Annotated in this window: 16 protein-coding genes, 1 tRNA gene and 1 pseudogene; 8 read left to right on the forward strand and 10 right to left on the reverse strand. The window is 63.7% G+C overall.

What is annotated here, in order from left to right; translation table 11 throughout:
* Window positions 1-47: 47 nt before the first annotated feature.
* Window positions 48-137, forward strand: a tRNA-Ser gene (locus AC58NV_RS00950).
* 796 nt (window positions 138-933) lie between these two features.
* Window positions 934-3,162, forward strand: coding sequence for a Hint domain-containing protein (locus AC58NV_RS00955; RefSeq protein ID WP_497225482.1), 2,229 nt, complete (start codon window positions 934-936; stop codon window positions 3,160-3,162).
* Between the two features lie 96 nt (window positions 3,163-3,258).
* Here AC58NV_RS00955 and AC58NV_RS00960 read toward each other — a convergent pair whose 3' ends face one another.
* The 7 genes from AC58NV_RS00960 to AC58NV_RS00990 form a co-directional block, all read right to left on the reverse strand.
* On the reverse strand, window positions 3,259-3,837 hold the full coding sequence (locus tag AC58NV_RS00960; protein WP_497225483.1) for a nucleotidyltransferase family protein: 579 nt from the start codon (window positions 3,835-3,837) through the stop codon (window positions 3,259-3,261).
* 251 nt (window positions 3,838-4,088) lie between these two features.
* Window positions 4,089-6,506 carry a GcvT family protein gene (locus tag AC58NV_RS00965; protein ID WP_497225484.1) on the reverse strand — a complete coding sequence of 806 codons (2,418 nt, stop codon included), beginning with the start codon at window positions 6,504-6,506 and terminating at the stop codon, window positions 4,089-4,091.
* A gap of 108 nt (window positions 6,507-6,614) precedes the next feature.
* The gene (locus AC58NV_RS00970; RefSeq protein WP_497225485.1) at window positions 6,615-8,249 is read right to left on the reverse strand and encodes an MFS transporter; all 1,635 of its coding nucleotides are present in this window, start codon (window positions 8,247-8,249) and stop codon (window positions 6,615-6,617) included.
* Between the two features lie 13 nt (window positions 8,250-8,262).
* Window positions 8,263-9,573 (reverse strand): HlyC/CorC family transporter, encoded by a 1,311-nt coding sequence (locus AC58NV_RS00975; RefSeq protein WP_366663317.1) that lies wholly within the window; start codon window positions 9,571-9,573, stop codon window positions 8,263-8,265.
* A gap of 62 nt (window positions 9,574-9,635) precedes the next feature.
* Window positions 9,636-10,580 (reverse strand): site-specific tyrosine recombinase XerD, encoded by a 945-nt coding sequence (locus AC58NV_RS00980; RefSeq protein ID WP_497225486.1) that lies wholly within the window; start codon window positions 10,578-10,580, stop codon window positions 9,636-9,638.
* Window position 10,581: 1 nt separating this feature from the next.
* Window positions 10,582-12,099 carry a hypothetical protein gene (locus AC58NV_RS00985; RefSeq protein ID WP_497225487.1) on the reverse strand — a complete coding sequence of 506 codons (1,518 nt, stop codon included), beginning with the start codon at window positions 12,097-12,099 and terminating at the stop codon, window positions 10,582-10,584.
* Window positions 12,089-12,238 carry a hypothetical protein gene (locus AC58NV_RS00990; RefSeq protein WP_366663314.1) on the reverse strand — a complete coding sequence of 50 codons (150 nt, stop codon included), beginning with the start codon at window positions 12,236-12,238 and terminating at the stop codon, window positions 12,089-12,091. The genes AC58NV_RS00985 and AC58NV_RS00990 overlap by 11 nt, the downstream gene beginning before the upstream one ends.
* Window positions 12,239-12,319: 81 nt before the next feature.
* Here AC58NV_RS00990 and AC58NV_RS00995 point away from each other — a divergent pair, with 81 nt between their 5' ends.
* Window positions 12,320-12,910, forward strand: a complete 591-nt coding sequence (locus AC58NV_RS00995) for a shikimate kinase (RefSeq protein ID WP_497225488.1) — start codon at window positions 12,320-12,322, stop codon at window positions 12,908-12,910.
* A complete protein-coding gene (gene aroB / locus AC58NV_RS01000; RefSeq protein ID WP_497225489.1) occupies window positions 12,910-14,016 on the forward strand; it encodes a 3-dehydroquinate synthase in 1,107 nt (368 codons plus the stop codon). The genes AC58NV_RS00995 and aroB overlap by 1 nt, the downstream gene beginning before the upstream one ends.
* 74 nt (window positions 14,017-14,090) lie before the next feature.
* Here the strand turns inward: aroB and AC58NV_RS01005 are convergent, their stop codons facing one another.
* Together AC58NV_RS01005 and ssb are read right to left on the reverse strand one after the other, a co-directional pair.
* The gene (locus tag AC58NV_RS01005; RefSeq protein ID WP_497225490.1) at window positions 14,091-16,295 is read right to left on the reverse strand and encodes a methyl-accepting chemotaxis protein; all 2,205 of its coding nucleotides are present in this window, start codon (window positions 16,293-16,295) and stop codon (window positions 14,091-14,093) included.
* A gap of 387 nt (window positions 16,296-16,682) precedes the next feature.
* Window positions 16,683-17,201 (reverse strand): single-stranded DNA-binding protein, encoded by a 519-nt coding sequence (gene ssb, locus AC58NV_RS01010; RefSeq protein ID WP_497225491.1) that lies wholly within the window; start codon window positions 17,199-17,201, stop codon window positions 16,683-16,685.
* A 233-nt stretch (window positions 17,202-17,434) separates the two neighbouring features.
* Here ssb and AC58NV_RS01015 point away from each other — a divergent pair, with 233 nt between their 5' ends.
* The 4 genes and pseudogenes from AC58NV_RS01015 to AC58NV_RS01030 all read left to right on the forward strand — a co-directional run bounded on the left by AC58NV_RS01015 (window position 17,435) and on the right by AC58NV_RS01030 (window position 20,144).
* A complete protein-coding gene (locus AC58NV_RS01015) occupies window positions 17,435-18,019 on the forward strand; it encodes a lytic transglycosylase domain-containing protein (RefSeq protein WP_497225492.1) in 585 nt (194 codons plus the stop codon).
* A gap of 119 nt (window positions 18,020-18,138) precedes the next feature.
* Window positions 18,139-18,513, forward strand: coding sequence for a hypothetical protein (locus tag AC58NV_RS01020; protein ID WP_366663308.1), 375 nt, complete (start codon window positions 18,139-18,141; stop codon window positions 18,511-18,513).
* A gap of 245 nt (window positions 18,514-18,758) precedes the next feature.
* A pseudogene (locus tag AC58NV_RS01025) lies at window positions 18,759-18,971 on the forward strand (tetratricopeptide repeat protein); the annotation flags it as partial.
* A gap of 288 nt (window positions 18,972-19,259) precedes the next feature.
* Window positions 19,260-20,144: a sulfotransferase family protein gene (locus AC58NV_RS01030; protein WP_497226377.1), complete on the forward strand. Its 885-nt coding sequence runs from the start codon at window positions 19,260-19,262 to the stop codon at window positions 20,142-20,144.
* 110 nt (window positions 20,145-20,254) lie between these two features.
* Here AC58NV_RS01030 and AC58NV_RS01035 read toward each other — a convergent pair whose 3' ends face one another.
* On the reverse strand, window positions 20,255-22,345 hold the full coding sequence (locus AC58NV_RS01035; protein ID WP_497225493.1) for a dipeptide ABC transporter ATP-binding protein: 2,091 nt from the start codon (window positions 22,343-22,345) through the stop codon (window positions 20,255-20,257).
* Window positions 22,346-22,384: the final 39 nt, after the last annotated feature.

The following is a 22,384-nucleotide window of genomic DNA, read 5'->3' on the forward strand; positions in this document are numbered from 1 at the left end:
TTCAGCCCTTGCAATTCCCCGGCTGATCCTTCAAAAGCGCCCTCAACGGAGAGGTGGCCGAGTGGTCGAAGGCGCACGCCTGGAAAGTGTGTAGGCGGGAAACCGTCTCCAGGGTTCGAATCCCTGTCTCTCCGCCATAATCCCTGATCGGCACCTGATTGTAAGCTGTGACGCGCGCTGCGCGTTCGTGCGGCACCATTAGGCGAGCTGCATCGGGTTTAAACTAAATACCAGGCACTTCTTTCTTGCGGTTCGTCCTGCTGCCGCAGGTCACTTGGCAATCTTGATTCGTGTATCTCATAGGAAGTTTCGCCGAAGCGGAAAACAAAGTCGTAATGTTTCCGCAATTGTTCGTGAAATGACCGCTAATCCCTTCGGGAGACCGGACGAATGCGGCAAAGGGCAGTTGGCGTGCCCCAAAAATTCCATGTTTCGAAAACGGAAACCTAACCGTTGCTGAACCTGCCGTAACAGGGCGGATCCGGCGAGTTTCGCCCCCTTTGGGCAGTGATTTGGGCTAAAAAATGGAAACAGTCAGAAACAATAGGGACCGGACCTGACCGCATTTCGTGAATGAACCGGCGCAATGAGGGGAATTTTAGGCAATTTTTTGGCTTTGTGGCCCGCTGTGCCTAAAGTATGCATGAATCAGCCCATTGGGGGGGCACGTTCTGCGAGCTGCTGGACTGTGGTGGACTGCTAAAATTTAATTCAAGTCTTCGTGCCGCGATGCGCGCACTCCACTGATCCGAAAAGCTTCTGCATTCCGGCTGCGTGCTGCTTGAGCACGCAAACCAGAACGCTTGCGCGGTCTGGCCCTCTGTCTGCGTGGGCTGGTGGTTTTCATAGCGGCATTCCGCGCGGCTGCGCGGCTGCCCGGCTGGTCCGAACGAAGGGGCTTGGGTCCAGGCCGGCGAGGAGAGGGTAAAGACAATGAGTGACAAAAATCCGAATCCGGAGCTGGACGGAATCGTAGAGGGCACCGCGGGCGACGACATGATTGACGGGGCCTACACCGGCGACCCCGAAGGCGACATGGTCGACAACGCAGACGCAATCGACCCCTCGGCAGGACCGGATGACGACGTCATTACCGCGGGCAGCGGCAATGACAGCGTCTATGCCGGCTCGGGCAGCGATACCGTCGATGGCGGCAGCGGCAATGACCTGATCCTCGGCGACGGCGTCTCCGGCGTCTACGAACCGGTGAAGATCACCATCTCCTCGACCAGTGCCGCTTTTCAGAACAAAGTCTTTGCCTACACCATCGATCCTGCAACCGGTGAAATCAGCAATGTTGTCATGCTGTCGCAGGACGCCTGCGCGGATGTCGGCCAGACCTACACCTATGACGCGCCTGCAGGTGCGGTGGTTGGTGTTGGCATTGTCAGCCCGCATGGCACTTTTTACTCCTCGGGCTATGGCGGCAATGCGGACCTGAATCCGGACGGGCTGGACCACACCAAGGGAATCCACCAATTCCCGGATGGCTCCGTGCAGCTGGGGTTTGAGGATCAGCGCCACCTGGGCGACCGGGATTTCAATGACGTCAAGCTGATCATTGATCTGGGCACCTCCGGCACGACGCTCGATACGGCGCATTACGACTATTCCTCCGACCCGCTGGATCCGGTTGTGCCGGGCGACGACAGCCTGACCGGCGGCGAGGGCGATGACACCATTCTGGGCGGCGGCGGCGACGATACCATCGATGGCGGCGACGGCTCTGATTCCGTGGATGGCGGCGACGGCGACGACGTCATTGACACCTCCAAGGACAGCGGCGTGCCGCTGCCGGACCGCGGCTTCCCGGGCTATACAGGCACCGACCCGGATATCCCGTTCATTCCGGCGGATGCGGACCCGTTTGATGATATGGACACCGTTTTCGGCGGTGCCGGAAATGACACCATCTCGACCGGGGATGACGCCGATCTTATCGGCGGCGGTGCCGGCATGGACGTGATCGATGGCGGTATCGACGACGATACCATCGATGGCGGCACGGGCGCTGACGTGCTGATTGGCGGCGAGGGCTCCGATATGCTGGCCGGCGGCGGCGGCGATGACACCATCTACGGCGGCCTGGACCCGGCCTTCCCGGACGGGCTGAACATCACCGATGACGGCAGCGACGGCCGCCCGGCCGACCCCGATCCCACCAACGGGATGGACACCATCACCGGCGGATCCGGCAATGACCTGATCTTCGGCCAGGATGACGACGACGTCATCAGCGGCGGTTCGGGCAACGACACCATCGACGCGGGCATCGACGACGACGAGGTGCGCGGCGGCTCCGGCAACGACGTGATCACCGGCGGCCATGGCGCCGACACTCTGCTGGGCGGAGCGGACAGGGATATCTTCATTGGCGGCAATGCGGGCGACATCGTTGATGGCGGCTCCGACGGCGATGACTTCGACACTCTCGACCTGCGCGGCTCCGGCCCGTTTGAGCTGACCGGCGTCACCGTCGATCCGGATGGCAACAGCCTGTCGGGCATCGTCAACTTCCTGGACGGCGACGGGGAGGTGACCGGCTCGATGACCTTCGGCGAGATCGAGCAGATCATTCCCTGCTTCACGCCGGGCACGCTGATCGCGACCCCGATGGGCGAGCGCCGGGTCGAGGACCTGCAGGCCGGCGACCGGGTGATCACCCGTGACAACGGCATTCAGGAAATCCGCTGGATCAGCACCCGCACGCTGGAAGGCGAGGAAATGAAGGGGCGTTCGCATCTTCAGCCGGTGCTGATCCGCCAGGGCGCTCTGGGCAACGGCCTGCCGGAGCGGGACATGATGGTCAGCCCCAATCACCGGGTTCTGGTCGCAAACGACAAGACCGCGCTGTACTTCGAGGACCGTGAGGTGCTGGTTGCAGCCAAGCATCTGACCGGTCTGGCGGGCGTCGATGTGGTGGAGGTTTCCAGCGTCACCTACATCCACTTCATGTTCGACCAGCATGAGGTCGTGCTGTCCGACGGGGCCTGGACCGAGAGTTTCCAGCCCGGCGACCAGTCCCTGCGCGGGCTGGACAACGCGCAGCGCAACGAACTGTTCGAGCTGTTCCCGGAACTGAAGTCGCAAAAGGGCCGTGATGGCTATACCGCGGCGCGCCGGTCCCTGCGCAAACATGAGGCGCATCTGCTTGTGCACTGACAGGTGCAGCTGCCCTCTTGGGGGAGACGGCGGATAAGAGCAAAGCGCAGGAAGGCAGGGTCTCGTGCCCTGCCTTCTCTGCATTTGCGGCGCGGTTCAGCGGCGGCGCCAGGCGGCCCAGTCTTCGGGCGTGTCCAGATCGGTCAGGGCGTGTCTGCCGGGCAGGGGGACAGTCTGGACCGTCTCAGCCTTCAGGATGCTGCGGGCGCCCTGATCGCCCTGCAGGGACTTCAGCGCCTCAAAGCAGCGCTGCGGAAACAGCACCGGGTGGCCCGGGGTGCCGTCCTCAGCCGTGGCGCGCAGGATGGGGCTGTCCGGGCCGTGGAAGTGCGCAGCGAGGTGCAGCATGTCCTGCGCCGTGATCTCCGGCATGTCGGCGGGCAGGATCATCACCGCCTCCGTGCCTTCAGGCAGCGCCGCGGTGCCGCGGCGGATCGAGGCGGCCATGCCCTCGGCGGCGTCCGGCACCGGCACCAGAATTGCATCGCCTGTTGCCGTTGCCCGCGGATGAGACAGGCCGGGCAGGGTGGTGTAAACCGGCAGCCCGGTCAGTGCGGTGCGGCGGCACATCAGGGATAGCAGGGGCAGGCCGTCCACGTCCTCCATCAGCTTGTCGCGGCCCTGCATCCGGGACGACGCGCCGGCGGCGAGCAGGAGAATGGCGATGGTCGTCATGTCAGTCCCAACCTTGGCATGTGCCGGGCTGATCGGTGCCTCCGGCGGGAGTATTTTTGCAAAGAAGAAGAGGCGGATCTAGTGCAAGCCGGATAGGTCAGCAGGAGTGACCAAATGTTTCGCGCGCGAAACATTCTGGTATGGCTCCTGACGTTTCCGTTGCGCATGTTCCGCGGCGTCAGCGTGCGCTGCCATGGCAACGGGATGGTTTCAGGTCAGTCCTGCTGACCTGAAACCAGCGTATTTTCGGCTCAGCCCCGCATCCGCGCGCCGTCGGCGTCGAACAGCGGCTCGGTGATGAGCCGGGCCTTGTACATCTTGCCGAGGATTTCGATCTCCACTTCCAGCCCTTCCTTGGCTTTCCCCGTGGGGACAAACCCCAGCGCGATGGATTTCTGCGCATGGTGCGAATAGCCGCCGGAGGTGCAGAAGCCCACGACCGCGCCGTCCAGCCAGATCGGCTCATAGGCGACCACGTCGGCGTCGTCAGCCGCGACCTCGAAGGCGTAGAGCTGGCGGGAAGGGCCTGTATCGCGTTCGGCCTCAGCCGCAGCCCGGCCAATGAAATCAACGGGTTTCTTGAAGGAGATGAAACGGTCGAGCCCGGTTTCGGCGGCGGTGTAGTCGGGCGAGAACTCGCGCAGCCAGGAGCCGAAGAACTTGTCGAGCCGCAGTGACATCATCGCCCGCATCCCAAAGGGTTTCATCCCATGCGGCTGGCCTGCGGTCCAGAGCGCATCCCAGAGGGCGCGCTGGCTGGGAAGGTCGCAGTAGATCTCATACCCAAGGTCGCCGGTGTAGCTGACGCGCTGCACGATGCAGTCGGCCATGCCCACGGTCAGTCGGCGCACGTCCATGAAGCGCATGTCCGAGATGTCCTGCCGGGTGCAGACCTGCAGCACCTCGCGGGCCTTGGGGCCTGCGATCTGGAAGCCGTTGCGGGTGTCGGAGATGTTCTCAAGGCTGACGCCGTCGTCGAGGTTCTGCAGGAACCAGCGCATGTGGTAGGCCTGCGAGCCGTAGGAGGCAGTGAGCTGGAACTCCTCTTCCGAGAGGCAGGAGATGGTGAAATCGCCGATCAGACGGCCCTTGGGCGACAGCATCGGCGTCAGCGACAGGCGGCCCGGCTGCGGCACCCGGCCCGCCATGATGCGGTCGAGCCAGGCGCGGGCGCCGGCGCCCTTGATCAGGTATTTGCCGAAGTTGTGGACCTCGTTGATGCCGACGTTTTCGCGCACCGCTTTGACCTCGCGCGCGGTGGCGTCAAAGGCGTTGGAGCGGCGGAAAGACGGGGTTTCGTAGCGCGGCTCGTCGCCTTCGGCGAAGTAGTTCGGGACTTCCATGCCGTATTGCGCGCCCCAGACGGCACCCATGCCGTCAAAGATGTCGTACATCGGGGTGGTGCGGAACGGGCGGGCTGCCGGAAGTTCCTCGTTCGGGTAGGCGATGGAGAAGCGTTTCTGATAATTTTCAATGACTTTCGGGCGGGTGTAGCCCGGGGTGATCCAGTCGCCAAAGCGGGCGGTGTCCATCGCGAAGGTGTCGCGCTCGCATTCGCCCTCGACCATCCACTGGGCCAGCATCAGGCCGACGCCGCCGCCCTGGGAGAAGCCGGCCATCACGGCGCAGGCGGACCAGTAGTTGCGCATTCCGGGCACCGGGCCGACCAGCGGGTTGCCGTCGGGAGCAAAGGTGAAGGGGCCGTGGATCACCGATTTCACGCCTGCGGCCTCCAGCGCCGGGAAGCGTTTGTAGGCAAAGGCGATGGAATCCTCGATCTTGTCGAAGTCATCGGGCAGCAGCTCGTGGCCGAAGTCCCACGGCGTGCCGTCCACTGCCCAGGGTTTGCAGGGCTGTTCGTAGAAACCGATGCAGAGGCCGCGGCCCTCTTGCCGCAGGTAGCTTTCGCCGGCCGGGTCCATCACGTGCGGATGCTCGCCGCCGCCATCGATGATCTCAGCGATCATCGGCACCTCGTCGGTTACGATATACTGGTGCTCCATCGGGTGCAGCGGAAAGTACAGGCCGGCCATGGCGCCGACCTCGCGCGCCCAGAGGCCGCCTGCGTTGACCACATGTTCGGCGTGGACGGTGCCCTTGTTGGTCACGACATCCCAGGTGCCGTCCGGGCGCTGGTTGGTCTCGATCACCTTGCAGTGGGTCTCGATCGTGGCGCCGCCCATGCGCGCGGCCTTGGCATAGGCGTGGGTGGTGCCGGAGGGGTCGAGGTGCCCGTCCAGCGGATCGTACAGGCCGCCGATGATGCCGTCCACGTTGGTAACGGGAGCGATTTTCTTGATCTCTTCCGGGGAGACGATTTCGGTCTCCAGTCCCATGAAGCGGTGCTTGGCGCGCTCGGCCTTCAGCATGTCGAAGCGCTCCTGGGTTTCCGCCAGGGTGACGCCGCCCACATGGTGCAACCCGCAGGACATGCCGGTGATCTCTTCTAGCTCTTTATACAGCTTGATGGTGTAGCCCTGCAGCGCCGCCATATTGGTGTCGCCGTTGAGCGTATGGAAACCGCCCGCCGCGTGCCAGGTGGAGCCGGAGGTGAGCTCCGAGCGTTCGATCAGCATGACGTCGGACCAGCCGAGCTTGGTCAGGTGGTAGAGGACAGAGCAGCCGACGACGCCGCCGCCGATCACTGCCACGCGGGTGGTGGTTTTCATGTGGGCCTCCCTGGATAGGTGTTTCCCGCATTCTGTACAGAAGTGAACAGTAGTCCAGAAGAAAAACGGCACGGCGTGCCGCTTATGGGCCTCCGGAGGGGTCCGGGGTTACTCAGAAGTGCGGAAGCGGCTGTTCTGGATGAGGAAAATTGCCGTCAGCGGGGCGGCCAGGAGAATGACCCCAACAGTGATCAGCAGCACTCCAAGCTGGGAATAGTCGGCGGGCGTGGTGATATTGCCTGCCGAATCTGTGACCTCGCGGGTCACAACGAAGATCTCGTTCAGGTATTTGGTGCCGAGGCTGGAGGCCGAGAGCGCCAGGTTGGTGAAGGAGGCCATGACGGCAAAGAAGGTGGCCTTGAGCCCCGAGGGCGCGTTGCGGGCGATCCAGGCGAGCATCGGGATCATCGCGACCTGCCCCAGCGGGGACTCCACCGCGGTGTCGACGATGGCGATGAAGCGGGCATCGACAATTCCGCCGGTCATTTCGGAGGTCCAGTGGTGGGCACCGTAGTAAAGCGCGATATTGGGCAGGCTGAGCACGGCCTCTGTGATCGCCAGAAAGGCGACGATCCAGGCGATCGGGCGGCTGGCCATCATCGGACGGAAAATCAGCATGCCCGCCAGCGTCAGCAGGGAAGTGATGAGGGAGAGGACCGACAGGAACTGCTGATCGAACCCCAGCACGTCAATCTCAAACCAGGTGGCGCCGGGGCCGCGCAGCGGGGTGGCGCGGTAGACAAAGATGATGATGGCGGTGCCAATGAGGGCGCGGGCGTGATCAGCCGGCAGCACCGCGACCAGCTGGCGCATCAGAAACAGCACGATGGCCATGGAGCCGGCAAAGACGATTTCCTGCGAGTAGGGCACATCGCCCAGGCCGACGGCCAGCGACAGCGCGACAAAAGCGCCGCCGCCGATGAAATACCAATAGTTCGGGGTGACCGGGTCGCGGGGCGGTTCGAGCCGGGTGCGGATCTCGTTCTCCGCCAAGCCTTCACGCCGCAACCGGGCAGCATTGGCCCATTTCTGGATGATCGCCAGCGCCACGCCCGATAGCGAAATCACCGGGATCAGCAGGGCCAGGGTGAAGACAAAGCCGTAAAGCGTGCCTTTTTCAGCCTGCGGCAGCGCGTCGGCGCCGTCGAACAGGGCGACGTTCAGCGCCGCCGCGGCGCTGGAGCCGCCGATCAGTGCGATCCGCCCGAAGGTCTGCATGGTGGTGTGCAGCGACTTGGTCTCAGCCTCGGGCAGCGCGTTGCCTTGGGCATCAACATGCGGCACCGCCTCCACCGACATCGCATCCGCCACCACGTCCTGCAGCACGAAGCCGCAAGGGGCCAGCAGGGCCGCAGTGACGTACCAGGCCCCAAGCGGCATCAGGGCGCCCATCATCTCCGGCTGCAACACGATGGTGGCCAGAATGCCATAGCTGGCGGCCATCAACGCCGCCCCCGCCAGGATCAGCAGGTATTTCCAGCGCCAGATCAGGTCGACCAGATGGCCCAGCGGCATCTTCAGCGCCCAGGGCAGCCCCACCCAGAACGCAAGCCCGGCCAGAAAGGCGGCGGAGAGGTCCAGGTATTCCTTGACGTAAAACGACGCGGCTACGGTGCTGATGCCCTGCGCGCCATAGGCGAAATAGATCAGCAGCGGCGGCAGGAAGGACCAGCGCAGCTGGCGGAACAGCTCCAGCACGATGCTGTCGAACCAGTCCCAGGCCAGCACTGCCGCACGGGTCATTGCCGTCCTCCGGTCAAGAAAGGGGCCGGATCTTGAGCTCAGTCACCCGGTTGCCCTCGCGCGCGGTGACCTCGAACCGGAAGCCGTGGAAGGAGAACACCTGGCCCTTGACCGGGATCATCTGCGCCTCGTGGATCACCAGGCCCGCAACGGTGTTGGCTTCGTCGTCCGGCAGGCTCCATTCGGTGGCCCGGTTCAGATCCCGGATGGTGGTGGCGCCTTCGACCAGATAGGCGCCGTCGGAGGTTTTCCTGGCGACGCTTTCCTCGGCCGGATCGAATTCGTCGGTGATCTCGCCGACGATTTCTTCCAGGATGTCTTCCAGCGTGATCAGCCCCTGCAGGGCGCCGTATTCATCCACCACCAGCGCGAAGTGCGAGCGCATCCGCAGGAACTGGCGCATCTGCTCGTCCAGGGTGGTGGTTTCAGGCACGAAATAGGGGGCCTTGGCCACCTGGGTAACATCGAAAGATTGCAGGCGCCCGGAATCGGCATCGGCGCCTCCGGCCTGTTGGTACATTGCCCGGAAAAGATCCTTGGCGTGGACGACGCCGATGATGTTTTCCTGTTCGCCCCGGAACACAGGGAGGCGGGTATGCTGGCTTTGCAGGCATTGCTCCAGGATGGCCTCGGGCTCTGCTTCCGCATCAATCATTTGGATGTTGGAGCGGTGCAGCATGATTTCTTCGACAAAGCGGTCTGAAAGGTCGAGAGCGCCCAGGATGCGGTCGCGGTCCTCCTTTTCGACCACGCCCTCGGAGTGGCCCAGCTGAAGCGCGCCGGCGATCTCCTCGCGCACCGCCATGATGTGGCTGTCGGGGTCGATGCGCACGCCGAAGACGCGGAGAACGCCGCGTACGAAGAGGCGCACAGCGCCCACCACCGGGGACAGCACCTTGACAATGATACCGATCGGCGCCGAGACGGCCGAGGCGGCTTTCTCGGCGTTGGAAATGGCGTAGGTCTTGGGCAGCACCTCGGCAAAGACCAGCACCAGGAGGGTCATTACCAGCGTTGCCATCGCCACGCCGCCTTCACCGAAGAGACGGGTGAAGAGCGCAGTGGCGAGCGATGCCGCAAGGATATTGACGACGTTGTTGCCCAACAGGACCGAGCCGATCAGCCGCTCGTTGTCTTCGGTGATCACAAGCGCGCGCCTGGCCCCTGCCGATCCCTTGTCGGCCTGGCTGCGCAGCTTGCCGCGGGAAGCGGCGGTCAGCGCGGTCTCGGAGCCGGAGAAAAAGCCGGAGCAGACCAGCAGCAGGGCAATCGAGCCTGTGGTGATCCAGAAATCGCTGTCAAAAACAGTAGTGGCGGGGTCCATTTTTGGTCCGTTGTTGAGAATGTCTGCACAGTTATGGGGGCTGGCCCGCGCCGCTTCAAGCGTTAGGCCTGATCCTGTGCCAGCGGGTGATGCTCAAGCACCAGTTCCTGCAGCCGGGCGTCCAGGACATGGGTGTAAATTTCGGTGGTTGCAATGTCGGCATGCCCCAGCAGCGCCTGGATCGCGCGCAGGTCGGCGCCGTTGGCCAGAAGATGGGTGGCAAAGGCGTGGCGCAGGGTGTGCGGCGTCACCTTGTCAGCGGAGATGCCGCCGGTCACCGCCAGTTCCTTGATCAGCAGATAGAACCGGTGCCGGGTCAAGTGGCCGGATTTACCGCGGGACGGGAACAGGAAGCGGGAGGGCGGGTGGCCCTTGGCTTCGCGCTCCGCCTCGGCGTCATCGCGCACCAGCAGCCATTGCGCCAGCGCCTCGCGGGCGGGCGGCGACAGCGGCACCATGCGTTCCTTGCCGCCTTTACCCAGGATCAGCAGCATCCTAGGGTCGCCGCGGGCAGCGGACACCGGCAACGAGACAAGCTCAGTGACCCGCATGCCGGTGGCATAGAGCAGTTCCATCAGGCAGGTGTTGCGCAGCCGGTCGCCCTCGCTGCGGCCGGTCTGGCGGGCGGCGTCCAGCAGGCGGTCGACCTCGATCACCTCCAGCGTCTTGGGCAGGCGCTTTTCGCGTCCGGGACCGCGGATCTGGATCGCCGGGTTGTCCTCGCGCCAGCCTTCCTCAAACGCGAAACGGTAGATCTGTTTGACCGCCGACAGCCGCCGGGCCCGGGTGGAGCGGGCCAGTCCCTGGGCGTCGCAATCAATCAGATAGGCCTCGATATCGTCTTGCGCTGCGGTGAGGAAGCTGAGCCCGCGGTGCTCCAGCCAAGCAGTCAGATCCTTGAGATCACGGCCGTAGGCCAGCTGCGTGTTCTGCGAGGCACCGGTCTCAGCCGCCTGTGCGTCAAGGAAGGTGGAGATCCACTGGAAATTGTCGCGCGGCGCGGCCATATCAGCCGCGCTCCAGCAGCATCAGCTGCAGGGAGGCCCGGCGGGCGGTGTCCTCAAGCCCGACGGCGCGGAAGGCGGCCAGGGCGGCGGCGAGATCGCCGAGATTGCCGTCGGCGCCTTGGGCAAACAGCATCATGCTGCGCAAGATCGCCTCGCCCAGCTGGCCGTTGTTCAGCAATTGCCGGATGGCAGGCGGCACGGCAGTTTCCGCGGCAAACCCAAGCGCGATCGATTCCGCCAGCGGCGAGGGTGCTCCGGCATCGCCCGGGCGGCCCTGGGCCAGGGCTGCCAGGAAATGGTCCGCAGCACCGGAGGCCTGAGCGTCATGGGCCGCCAGTTCATAGGCCGGCGACAGCAAGCGGATGCGCCAGGCCAGTTCGGCGGCCGGGCCGGTGAGTTTTGCCCGCGCCAGTTGCTCGGCAAAGATATCGGCAAAGACGGTCTCGGTGCCCGCTTCCTGCATCGCCTCCCAGGCGCGGGGCAGCGATTTGGCGATAGCTTCGGTTCTGCCGGAGTTCAGATCGCTCTCCAGTTTCTGCACGGCCGCGACCCGGTCCCAGATGCCGCCGGAGGCAGCGGGTTTGCGGGCGCTGAACAGGCCCAGGTACTGGTTGGGGTTGAGCGCCCCGGCACGGGCCAGCCGCTCAGCCGCTTCCAGCTGCGCCTTCCAGCCCGCGATGTCGCGCAGGTCTGCGGCGGCAAAGGCGGGCGGCAGCGGTGTGGTGGGCATGGCTTCGCCAATGGTCTCAAACAGCCGGAAGGTCAGCGGGTCCGGGTACGCCGGACGGCGCAGCGGCGGGGCCAGCTCAAACAGGTCCGGATTCAGGTACCGGTCGAGCAGGTCCATCTGATCCTTGGGCAGAAGCTCCAGCGCATGGGCGGTTTCCAGCATAAGCGCCGCGGTCGGCCAGTCGCCGCGCCGCGCCGCACAGAAGATCCGGGCGGCATAGCTGTCCGACAGATGCGGCGAGGCGGTGAGTGCCGCGCAGGAGGCATCCTCGCTGCCGGTGAGCAGGGTGGCGTCGAACCAGCGGGCGAAACGCGCCTTGCTGTCCGTGGGGCCCGCGTGTTCCACCAGCGCTTGCGACGGGTCGGTTGCCCCCAACGCCAGCAGCCGATCGAGCCGGGCCAGCAGAATGCGGTCGCCGGTGGCCGCCGGGGGGCGGGTCTCGGACAGCAGCAGGGTGAACAGCAGCGCCTGCATCGCCGGGCTGCCGCGTACCGGCACGGTCTCGATCAGATGGGTGATGTCATCCGCGGAGCTGCCGCGCCACAGGTCGGCGGGCAGGCCGGTGGCCGCGGCCGGAACCAGCCCGATGGGCGGCAGCAGCGCCTCCAGCGGGGTGACGGACACCTGCGGCAGCGCCGCAGTGCCTGCGACAGGCGGCTCCAGCAGCACGGTGCCGGGCAGCCCGTCCCGGGGCTGCGGCTGGTTCAGCCAGTCAATTGCCGCCAGCGGTTCATTGGCAAGCGCGCTGCCTGCCAGCATCACCCCGGCGGCAGCCGCCTTAATCCGCATTCAGCACCACCGGCTTGCGCACCTCGGTGCTGGGCGCGCTGAAATCGGCGCCGAACCAGGGGCCGACGTAGGCATAGCCCACCAGCCCGATTGCAGCCAGAACCGCCAAGTAGACCAAGTACTTAATCAATCGCCCCATAGTGCATCCAATGCCCGTTTCCTGCTCTTTTGCTCAAGTTATATATTCCCTTTTCGGCAAGATCACGTCATTCACTGAAGAATGAGCGAAAAAGAGCAAATCAGCGGCCAGAAGGCAGCAGCGCCGGTGCCGGGGAAACTGAAGAAGACCATCGTGATGGTGGGCATGATGGGGGCGGGCAAGACCGCCGTGGGCCGCGCGCTGGCGGCTCGGCTGAACGCCCCTTTCCTGGACAGCGATCACGAGATCGAAGCTGCCGCCAATATGACCATCCCGGAGATTTTCGCCCGCGACGGCGAGCCTTTCTTCCGCCAGAAGGAGCGGCAGGTGATTGCGCGGCTGCTGGAGGAGGAGCGCGGCGTGCTGTCCACCGGCGGCGGCGCATTCCTGGCCGAGGAGAACCGGCAGGTGATCACCACCAAGGGCGTCTCGGTCTGGCTGAACGCCGACCTTGAGGTGCTGTGGAATCGGGTGCGCCACCGCGATACCCGGCCGCTGCTGCGCACTGCCGACCCGCGTGCGACACTCAGCAACCTGTACCACGAACGGGTGCCGCTTTATGCTAAGGCCGATGTGTCGGTGGTCTCTGACGGGCAGGCCTCGATCGAATCCATGGTTGACCGCGTGCTGGAAGCCTTGAAGGCGCGCCCCGATGTATTGGAGTGGAATTGATGGAGCGCACGGTTCATGTGCCCCTGGGCGAACGCGCCTATGACGTTGTGATCGGCCCCGGCCTGCTGGCGCAGGCGGGGGAGCGGATCAAGCCGCTGCTGAAACGGCCGCAGGTTGCGGTTCTGACGGATGAGACCGTGGCGGAGAAACACCTGGACACCTTGCGTGCCGGGCTGGCCGCTGCCGGGGTGGAGATGAGCGCGCTGGCGCTGCCGCCGGGCGAAGCGACCAAGGGCTGGCCGCAGTTCACCCGCTCGGTCGAATGGCTGCTGGAGCAGAAGGTGGAGCGGGGCGATGTCGTCATCGCCTTCGGCGGCGGGGTGATCGGCGACCTGGCGGGCTTTGCCGCTGCGGTGCTGCGCCGGGGCGTGCGGTTCGTGCAGATCCCGACGTCGCTTTTGGCGCAGGTCGACAGTTCCGTCGGTGGCAAGACCGGCATCAACGCGCCGCAGGGCAAGAACCTGATCGGTGCCTTCCATCAGCCCTCGCTGGTGCTGGCGGATACCTCGGTGCTGGAAACCCTGACCGCGCGCGATTTCCTGTCCGGTTACGGCGAAGTGGTGAAATACGGCCTGCTGGGCGACGCGGAGTTCTTCGCCTGGCTGGAACAGAACGGCCCGGCGCTGGCCGAAGGCGATGTGGCCGCCCGGGTTGAGGCGGTGGCGCGCTCGGTTCAGATGAAAGCCGACATCGTGGTGCGCGACGAGACCGAGCAGGGTGACCGGGCGCTTTTGAACCTGGGCCATACCTTTTGCCACGCGCTGGAGGCGGCGACCGGGTATTCCGACCGGCTTCTGCATGGCGAGGGCGTGGCGATCGGCTGCGCGCTGGCGTTTGAGCTGTCGTCCAAGCTGGGCCTGTGCTCGCAGGAGGATCCCAGCCGGGTGCGCGCGCATCTGAAGGCGATGGGGATGAAGACCGACCTGGCCGACATTCCGGGTGACTTGCCTGGGGCAGAGGCGCTGCTGGTTTTGATGGGCCAGGACAAGAAAGTGGTTGCCGGCCAGCTGCGGTTCATCCTGGCACGCGGCATTGGCGAGGCCTTTGTCACCGGTGATGTGCCGCCGGACGCAGTGCTGGAGGTGCTGCGCCGCGCAGGTGCCTGAACCGGTGCACAGAGCGCAGACAGATAGAGGGCAGCCGCTGAGGCTGCCCTTTTTTAATTGCTGCAAATGCCTGCTCAGGCGGCGGTGCTGCTTTCGATGATGTCCTGGTCCCAGCCGTCATCCGCCGCATCAAAGTCGATGGCGAGCGGCGGATGCGCAGCGGGCGCGGGCAGGGCGGCTGTGGCTTGTCCGACAGTGAATTGAGTCACCTGCTCCCGCAGTTCCTGCGCCTGTTCGGACAAGGATGTCGTCGCCGCAGTGGTCTGTTCGGCCATTGCAGCGTTTTGCTGTGCCATCATCTCCAGCTCGCCCACTGCGGTGTTGACGCCGCCCATCTGCGCCGACTGCTCCTTCATGTTGCCGGCAATCTCCACCACCAGGGAGGAAATCTCGCCAACCTGCTGGTTCACGGTGGCCATCGCCTGACCGGCCTGATCCACCAGTTCCGCACCGTTCTTGACCTGTTCAGAGCTGCGGGCAGTCAGTTCGTCGATCTGCTGCACTGCATCAGCGCAGCGCTGTGCAAGCATCCGCACCTCGGAGGCGACAACCGCAAATCCGCGGCCAGCGTCGCCTGCGCGGGCGGCCTCGACCCCGGCGTTCAGCGCCAGCAGGTTGGTCTGGAAGGCGATGTCCTGGATCACCTTGGTGATCTGGGAAATCTCCGCCGAGGATTCCCGCAGCTTGTCCATGGCAGTGATGGTGTCCTTGACCACCTCATCGCAGGATATGACGCCTTGCTGGGCGCTGCCGGCCAGCTCTTCAGCGCGGCCGGCGTTTTCGGCGGACCGCCGCACATTGCCGGTAAGCTCGCCCATTGCCCGGGTGGTCTTCTCCAGCGTCGCCGATTCCGCCTCGGTGCGGTGCGCCAGGTCCATGGATGCTTCAGCAATCGACTTGGTGCTCTCATCGACGCTGCTGGTGAGTTCCGCAATCACCGAAACCGCTGCGCTGAGGGCTGACAGGGAGTCATTGTAATCCGTCCGGATCGATTTGAACTCGTCCGGGAAATGCTTTTGGATCGGGTTGTCCAGCCGCTTGCGCTGAAGATCTTCCAGAGCGCTGCCGATGCTGCGGGTGACTGCCAGGACCTCCTCGCGGCGTTCTTTCTCTTCCTGCACGCGCTCTTCCTGCTTGCGCTGAGTGACGGTGCGCAAGTCCGCAACATTGCGGGCGACGTTACCGATCTCATCACGGCGGGTCGCGCCAGGAACCTCCACCTCGGTCTCACCGGAGCCGAGTTTGTGCAGCGCCTCGTTCAGGACCAATAGCCCCCTGGTCATGTCGCGGGCAATTACCAAGCTGAGCAGAAGAACGCCCCCCAGCAGGACCGCGGCAAAGATGGCCATCTCCGTCAGCAGAAGCTTGTTGCGCGCGTCAAATGCGGCCATGTCCTGCTCCAAGTGCTCGATCAGGAGCATTTCCTTTTTCTGCAGCACCTCGATTGCCTTGGTCGCGACGGCGAACCATTCCTCAGCGGTGGCGCTTTTGCCGGTCCCGCCGTGAAGAATCGTTTCGCGCATTTCATCGAACTTTTTCATGCCGGGATTGGCGAACAGGTCCTGAACTGCGTCGCGGTCCTGTGCGGTTGCAAAGTTCCTGAAGGTGCGCAGCCGCTCCTTGAACAGCTCATGATCCGCAACGAAAGCTTCACGGTCCTCGGGTTTCCAGCCATGTCTGAAGCCCACGGCGCCGGTTGCACGTTCCAGCCCGACCGCATCGATGGCTCGCATGAAGAAGGACAGCGCCACGGCCTCCTGCGAGATACGGGGATCGTCAATTCCCTTGGCCATGGCAAGGCCGGTTTGAATAAGCGCGTTGTTCAGGTCGGTATAGTAGGTAATCAGCGCCGACAGCTTCAGGGAGCGGGTATCGGTTTTCTGGCGGATGTCTTTCTTGCGCGCCAGTTCGGACTTGGCAAACTGGATCGCCTGCGCGGACTCCGGCGGGATGGCCTCCAGATCGATGCGGCTGATCTCCTCGAGGTAGGCTGTCATCTTGGCATCATTCGCCTGCCGGACCCTGGTCAGCTTTTCCGGGGGGGCCTCGGCTGCGCTCTCCAGGTAGCTTGCGCTCAGCCCGCGCTCCATCTGCAGACTGTGGACCAGGTTGCTCATATGCTCCAGCACCTCGCCGGCTTGGACAGTGTTCACCTGAGCCTTTCGTTGCAGATCGAGCAGGGTTTGCCCGATGAACCAAAGGCTGAGAAGCAGCGGAGCCGCCAGGAGCATTCCGATCTTGGTGCTGATCGAGAGATGCTGCAGAAATCGCATACTCATATTCTGAATCCTTGATGTACCTTTTACGATCGACCTATTCACCTTCCGTGATATGTCTTAATATTCGCCTAGCCTTTCTGTGCGGAGCGTTAATGGGGCTGGGATTTCGATGCGGCCCCGCTGCACCGTAGAATGCTGGCGGGCTGAGGCTGTCATCGGTTAAGAGATTGTAATATAATAAATATTTCGGCCGGACCGGGAAGGCGGTCGCGTCGGGCCCCGCTCAAGCAACTGGTAGCGGCAGGCGCGCGGCCTGCTTTTGTTCAGCTCTCAAGAATTACCGTAAAGGCTTCGAAAGGACAGCGTAAACAGAAACAGCCCTCCGGCTGGAAAGCCAGAGGGCTGCAGAGGTAAACCGTCCGTGCTGCGTGATTCGCTCGGGTGTACTTAGAACGGGATTTCGTCGTCGTCGATGTTGTGGGAGGCTCCGCCGCCAAAGTTGCCGCCGCCACCGCCTTGCGAGCCGCTGTCATAACCGCCGCCGTAGCCGCCGCCCTGGCTGCCGCCGCCATAGCTGCCGCCGCCCTGGCCGCCGCCACCGCCGCCGCCTTCGCCGCGGCCGTCCAGCATGGTCAGCGTGGAGCCGAAGCCCTGCAGCACGACCTCGGTCGAATACCGGTCCTGGCCGCTCTGGTCCTGCCACTTGCGGGTCTGCAGCTGGCCTTCGATGTACACCTTGGAGCCTTTACGGAGGTACTGTTCGCACACCCGCACCAAACCCTCGCTAAAGACAGCGACAGAATGCCACTCGGTTTTCTCGCGGCGCTCGCCGGTGTTGCGGTCCTTCCAGGTTTCCGAAGTGGCAATACGCAGGTTGCAGACCTTGCCGCCGTTCTGGAAGCTGCGCACCTCCGGGTCGCGGCCCAGGTTGCCGATAAGCATGACTTTGTTGAGTGAGCCGGCCATAGGGTTCCGTCCTTTATTTCCTGAATATCCTGTCATTCGCCGGGCCGGTGCGAATCCGTCCGGGCAGTTTTGCCAGCACACTATAGACCCGGGCAGGGTGAGGAAAGCAGCTCTCTGGGGATGGTTTTAAGCTTGTTTGAACGCCAATGACGGCTTCTGACGCCTGTGTTGCTTTAAATTTGCTCCGCATTAGCTATATTTGCGCAAAGTGGGACAGTGTCGGGACAGCGGAAATGCGCAAAACCGTTGCGGGTTTGGTGATTGCCATGGTTGGTGCAGGGCAGCCTGCGGCCGCTGATGTCCTCAGCACCAAGAACCGCAGGGATCTGTTTGCCGCCCATACCAGGGTTCTGGATGGCCGTGCCGCGACCCAATACAAAAACTCCGCCCGATTGCAGCCCAAGACCTACAGCATCCCGTCCGCTGGCGGCACGCTGCCTTACAGCGGCAAGTACCGGGGGCAGTATCTGGAGATGGCACGGAGTGCGGCGCGCCAGCACGGTGTGCCGGAGGAACTGTTCCTGCGCCTGGTGCAGCAGGAAAGCAACTGGAACCCCAATGCCAAGTCGCACAAGGGCGCCCTGGGGCTGGCGCAGCTGATGCCTGCCACGGCGCGGGCGCTGGGGGTTAACCCTGCAGTACCGAAGCAGAACCTGGAGGGCGGCGCCCGGTATTTGGCGCGCCAGTTCCGCAAGTTCGGCTCCTGGCGGCTGGCACTGGCGGCCTATAACGCAGGGCCGGAAGCGGTTCAGAAGTACGGCGGCGTGCCGCCTTACAAGGAAACCCAGAACTACGTGAAGAAGATTTGGGGCAGCTAGGGCCCGCGCGGGGGTTAACCTGTGGATAACCTTTCTTAATGCCCCGTTAACTCCGCCGGAGTGTCAAGCATTTGCCTTAATTTTTCGTGAATCTGCACGCAGGTTCTGGAGGGAATGCCTTGTATATCAACAGCTTTGACGAACGCCTTGAGCGCATTGACTGGCAGCCGAGCGCGGTTCCCACCCGCCAGATGATCGACAGCGTGCTGGCCGGCCGCCTGCCGCTGCAGCCTCGCAGCGCGGTTCTGAGCCTGGCCGGGGCTGTGACGGGCATCCTGATCGGCGTCGGGCTCAAGGGCATGGGTATCCCGGGCTCGCCGTGGGGGCCGGAAACCGGGCTGGCCGGGCTGCTTGGCGGCGGGCTGGCACAGGCTGGGCTTGCGGCGTCTGTGGCAGCCGCTCTGCTGGCCGCCGCCAAGGGCAGCCGGGCGCCGCGCCTGATGCAGTTTGCCTCGATCAACCTGCTGATGATTGCCGTTCTGCTGCTCAGCTGAGACCGGTTCCCCTGTGGGAGTGGGGGAGTGCTGAGGAGCCCCATTTGCCGCCTCCGGGCAGCGCATGGGGCATTTGCCATGCCATCGGCGCCACGCCGACGCTGTGCCCCTGTTTACCGTTTTTCAGCTAAGCACAGTAAGGTTTGCCCAAAATCAGAGGTTTTGGGCGAAGCATGGAACAATCACAAATTGGGGCTGAACTGCCCGGAGGTGCAGGACGGCACGCAGATGTGGTGTCTGATTTAATGCAGGCGGGCAAGTTTGCTCAGGCGCTTGCGCTTCTTGTGCCCAAACTGCAGCGGGATCCTGCCAGCATCCAGGCGCTTGACCGCGCTGCCACCTGCTATCTGCAGCTCGGCGACAATCAAACGGCTGCCAAACTGCTGGAGGTGCTGCTGGAGAACAACCCGGACCTGCCGCAGGCTTGGGGGAAGCTCGCCGCCGTGCGGGCCACCTCCGGCAGCAAGGCAGCAGCAGCAGAGGCATACCGCCGGGCACTGGCCCTGCAGCCGGGCGACATCGGGCTGCTGGCGGCTTTCAACCAGTTGCAGACCTTTGCCAGCGGAAGCAGTTTCGCGGCCCGGTTGCGGGCCGCCCTGGAGGACGCGCAAATGTCCCGGCGGCACCGGATCCTGGCTCATTTCGCGCTTGGCAGTATCGAGGACAAGGCAGGCCACACTGCGGCCGCCTTCGATCATTATTGCCGCGCCAATGGGCTGACAGAGGAGGCCTATGACGCGGAGCTTATGGAGGCGCGCATAGAGGCGCAGCTGGCGTCGGGGTGGAGCGGGGGTAATGGAGAGGAGGATCCGGAAAGCCCGCGCTTGCTGTTTGTGACTGGCCTGCCGCGCAGCGGTACTACGCTGCTGGAAGCCTGCCTGACGCAGCATTCTCAGGTTGCCAGCATCGGCGAAAGTACAGCGCTGTCCAAAACTGCAAGCGCCGTCCGGCAGCATATTGCTGTGCAGCACGGTGACAGCGGGTGGTGGAACTGGCTGGGCCGGCTGGGCACCGATGAGTTGCTGAAGTTCCGCAACCTGTTCTGGCAGCTTGCCTTTGACCAGGAAAAGCCGGACAAACCGGTTGTTGTCGACAAGATGCCGCTGAACGTCTTTGAAATGGGCCTGGCTCAGCTGCTGCTGCCGAACGCCAGGTTTCTGTTTCTGTCGCGGCATCCGCTGGACACAGGGCTGTCCTATTTCATGATGAACTTTGCGTATGGCAACAGGTTTTCCCAACGGCTGGACCGGATTGGCCACATGACGCGCTGCGTGTACCGCTCGGCACTGGATTACCAGGCTAAGCTGGGGAAGGCACTGCGTGTGCAATCATATGAAGCACTGGTGACCAGCCCCGAGTTGCAAATCAGGGCAATACTTGAACATGCAGGCTTGGCGTGGGAAGCGGGCTGCCTCAATCCGGAGCAGAACGCGCGTATGGTAAGAACAGCTTCGCTGATGCAGGTGCGGCAGGCGATCAATACCAGGGGACTGGGAAAAGGGCGCCGCTACGAGGAACACCTGCAGCCGCTCATTGATGCCCTGGGCGGAGAGGAATGGATCCGCCAGTGGGAGCAATGGGACCGGAATGCGGCCGAGACAGGCCAGTTTGACCCCTGCTGGAAAAAGTAAAAGGCAGGCCGGAGCAGCCTGCCATTTCTTCGCTGAACTTCATGACAAAGCCGGGGCGTTGCAACCCCGGCTTTGCTGTTTCTGATGCGGCTTGGCTGCCGGAACGCAGGCTATTCCGCTGCGACCTTGATCACCGGCTTCATGCGCTCCAGCACTTCGTCGCTGAGGTGGCATTTGATCTGGTGGCCGCCGTCCAATGTGCGCACCGGCGGGACTTCCTTCTCGCAGAGGCCGCCCGGCACTTCGGACTTCCAGCGGCAGCGGGTCTGGAACGGGCAGCCCGGCGGCGGATTCATCGCCGAGGGGATGTCGCCTTCCAGAACGATGTGCTCCTTCTCCACCGAGGTGTCGGCAATCGGCACCGCCGACAGCAATGCCTCGGTATAGGGGTGGTAGGGCGGCGCGAAGACCTGATCGGTGTCGCCCAGTTCCACCACATGGCCCAGATACATCACCATCACCCGGTCGGAGAGGTAGCGCACGATGCTGAGGTCGTGAGAAATGAACAAGAGCGTGGTCTTCTCGTTGCGCTGGATCTCCATCAGGAGGTCCGTGACCGCCGCCTGCACCGACACGTCCAGCGCCGAGACAGGCTCGTCCGCCACCACGATCCGGGCGCCGCCGGCGAAGGCGCGGGCGATGCCCACACGCTGCTTCTGGCCGCCCGAAAGCTGCCGCGGCATCCGGTCGGCAAAGGCGCGGGGCAGCTTCACCAGATCCAGCAGCTCCAGCATCCGCTTGCGGCGCTCGGCCTCGGAATTGCCGATGCCGAAAATTTCCAGCGCCCGCATGATCTGGCGGCCCACGGTCATCGAGGGGTTCAGCGTATCGAAGGGGTTCTGGAACACCATCTGCACGTCGGAGACGGTTTTTGTATCGCGCTCCTCGATCGGGATCTGCTCGATATTGCGGTTGTCGAGCAGGATCTGGCCCTCGGTGGCGGTCTCAAGTCCCATCAGCACCTTGGCGAAGGTGGACTTGCCGCAGCCGGACTCGCCGACGATGGCCAGGGTTTCTGACTCGCGGGCCTCGAAACTCAGCGTTTCGTTGGCTTTCACCACCTTGGTGTCGCCGCCGCCGAACAGGGCGTTGGCGGCTACCTCGTAGTATTTCTTGAGGTTGTCCATCTTCAGGACGACTTTGCCTGGCGCGGTCTTTTCCTTCTGCTCGCCCACCGTGATCGGCGCGTTCCAGTCGATTTCCTGGAACTTCAGGCAGCGGGTTTCGTGCCGGTCATTGCCATGCACCGGCGACATCGGGATGACCATGTCCTGATCGCAGCGGCCTTCCTCGAAATAATCGCAGCGGGGGCCAAAGTTGCAGCCGGGCGGGCGTTCATGGGGCAGGGGGAAGTTGCCCGGGATCGCCACCAGCGGGCGGCTGTTCTTGTCAGCGCCCGGCAGCGGGATCGAGCGGAACAGCGCCTGGGTATAGGGGTGCTGCATCTCGTCGAACACATCGTGGATCGAGCCGCGCTCCACCGCCTCGCCGGAATACATCACGCAGAGGCGGTCGCAGGTCTCCAGCACCAGGCCGAGGTTGTGCGAGATGAACAGCATCGAAGTGCCGTATTTCTTGCCCAGGTCCTTGACCAGCTCGACCACCGCGGCTTCCACCGTCACGTCAAGCGCGGTGGTGGGCTCATCGAGGATCAGCAGCGAGGGTTTCGACATCAGCGCCATCGCAATCACGATCCGCTGCTGCTGGCCGCCCGACAGCTGGTGCGGGAAGGAGTTCAGCATCCGCTCCGGGTCGGGCAGGCGCACGTCAGTCACCACTTCCAGCGCACGCTGGTAGGCTTCCCTTTCGCTGACGCCCTCGTGGATCATCGGCACTTCCATCAGCTGCTTGCCGATTTTCATCGCCGGATTGAGCGAGGCCATCGGCTCCTGATAGATCATCGCGATCTCGTTGCCGCGGATGTCGCGCAGTTCTTCCTTGCTCATTTCCGCCAGGTCGCGGCCCTTGAACTTGATGGTGCCGCCGACGACCCGGCCGTTCTTGCCAAGGTCCTGCATGACGCCAAGCGCCACAGTGGATTTGCCGCAGCCGGATTCCCCGACAAGGCCCACCGCCTCGCCAGGTTGCACAGCCACCGAGAAGTCCATCACAGCGGGGATTTCGCGCAGGCGGGTGAAGAAGGAGATCGACAGCTTGTTAATCTCAAGGATCGGGCCGTCGTAGTCTGCCAGTTTGTTCATGTTCTTTTCTCCCTGTTGGAGCGGGAGGGGAAGATATCC

Source organism: Leisingera sp. ANG49, from assembly GCF_059694505.1.

Bases quoted from the DNA above. Each gene is read 5' to 3' on its own strand.
- AC58NV_RS01015 (WP_497225492.1), top strand. From the start codon at position 17,435: ATGCGCAAAACCGTTGCGGGTTTGGTGATTGCCATGGTTGGTGCAGGG.
- AC58NV_RS00985 (WP_497225487.1), bottom strand. From the start codon at position 12,099: ATGCGGATTAAGGCGGCTGCCGCCGGGGTGATGCTGGCAGGCAGCGCG.
- AC58NV_RS00960 (WP_497225483.1), bottom strand. From the start codon at position 3,837: ATGACGACCATCGCCATTCTCCTGCTCGCCGCCGGCGCGTCGTCCCGG.
- AC58NV_RS00970 (WP_497225485.1), bottom strand. From the start codon at position 8,249: ATGACCCGTGCGGCAGTGCTGGCCTGGGACTGGTTCGACAGCATCGTG.
- AC58NV_RS00995 (WP_497225488.1), top strand. From the start codon at position 12,320: ATGAGCGAAAAAGAGCAAATCAGCGGCCAGAAGGCAGCAGCGCCGGTG.
- AC58NV_RS01030 (WP_497226377.1), top strand. From the start codon at position 19,260: ATGGAGGCGCGCATAGAGGCGCAGCTGGCGTCGGGGTGGAGCGGGGGT.
- AC58NV_RS00980 (WP_497225486.1), bottom strand. From the start codon at position 10,580: ATGGCCGCGCCGCGCGACAATTTCCAGTGGATCTCCACCTTCCTTGAC.
- AC58NV_RS01005 (WP_497225490.1), bottom strand. From the start codon at position 16,295: ATGAGTATGCGATTTCTGCAGCATCTCTCGATCAGCACCAAGATCGGA.
- AC58NV_RS00990 (WP_366663314.1), bottom strand. From the start codon at position 12,238: ATGGGGCGATTGATTAAGTACTTGGTCTACTTGGCGGTTCTGGCTGCA.
- aroB (WP_497225489.1), top strand. From the start codon at position 12,910: ATGGAGCGCACGGTTCATGTGCCCCTGGGCGAACGCGCCTATGACGTT.
- AC58NV_RS01035 (WP_497225493.1), bottom strand. From the start codon at position 22,345: ATGAACAAACTGGCAGACTACGACGGCCCGATCCTTGAGATTAACAAG.
- ssb (WP_497225491.1), bottom strand. From the start codon at position 17,201: ATGGCCGGCTCACTCAACAAAGTCATGCTTATCGGCAACCTGGGCCGC.
- AC58NV_RS00955 (WP_497225482.1), top strand. From the start codon at position 934: ATGAGTGACAAAAATCCGAATCCGGAGCTGGACGGAATCGTAGAGGGC.
- AC58NV_RS00965 (WP_497225484.1), bottom strand. From the start codon at position 6,506: ATGAAAACCACCACCCGCGTGGCAGTGATCGGCGGCGGCGTCGTCGGC.
- AC58NV_RS00975 (WP_366663317.1), bottom strand. From the start codon at position 9,573: ATGGACCCCGCCACTACTGTTTTTGACAGCGATTTCTGGATCACCACA.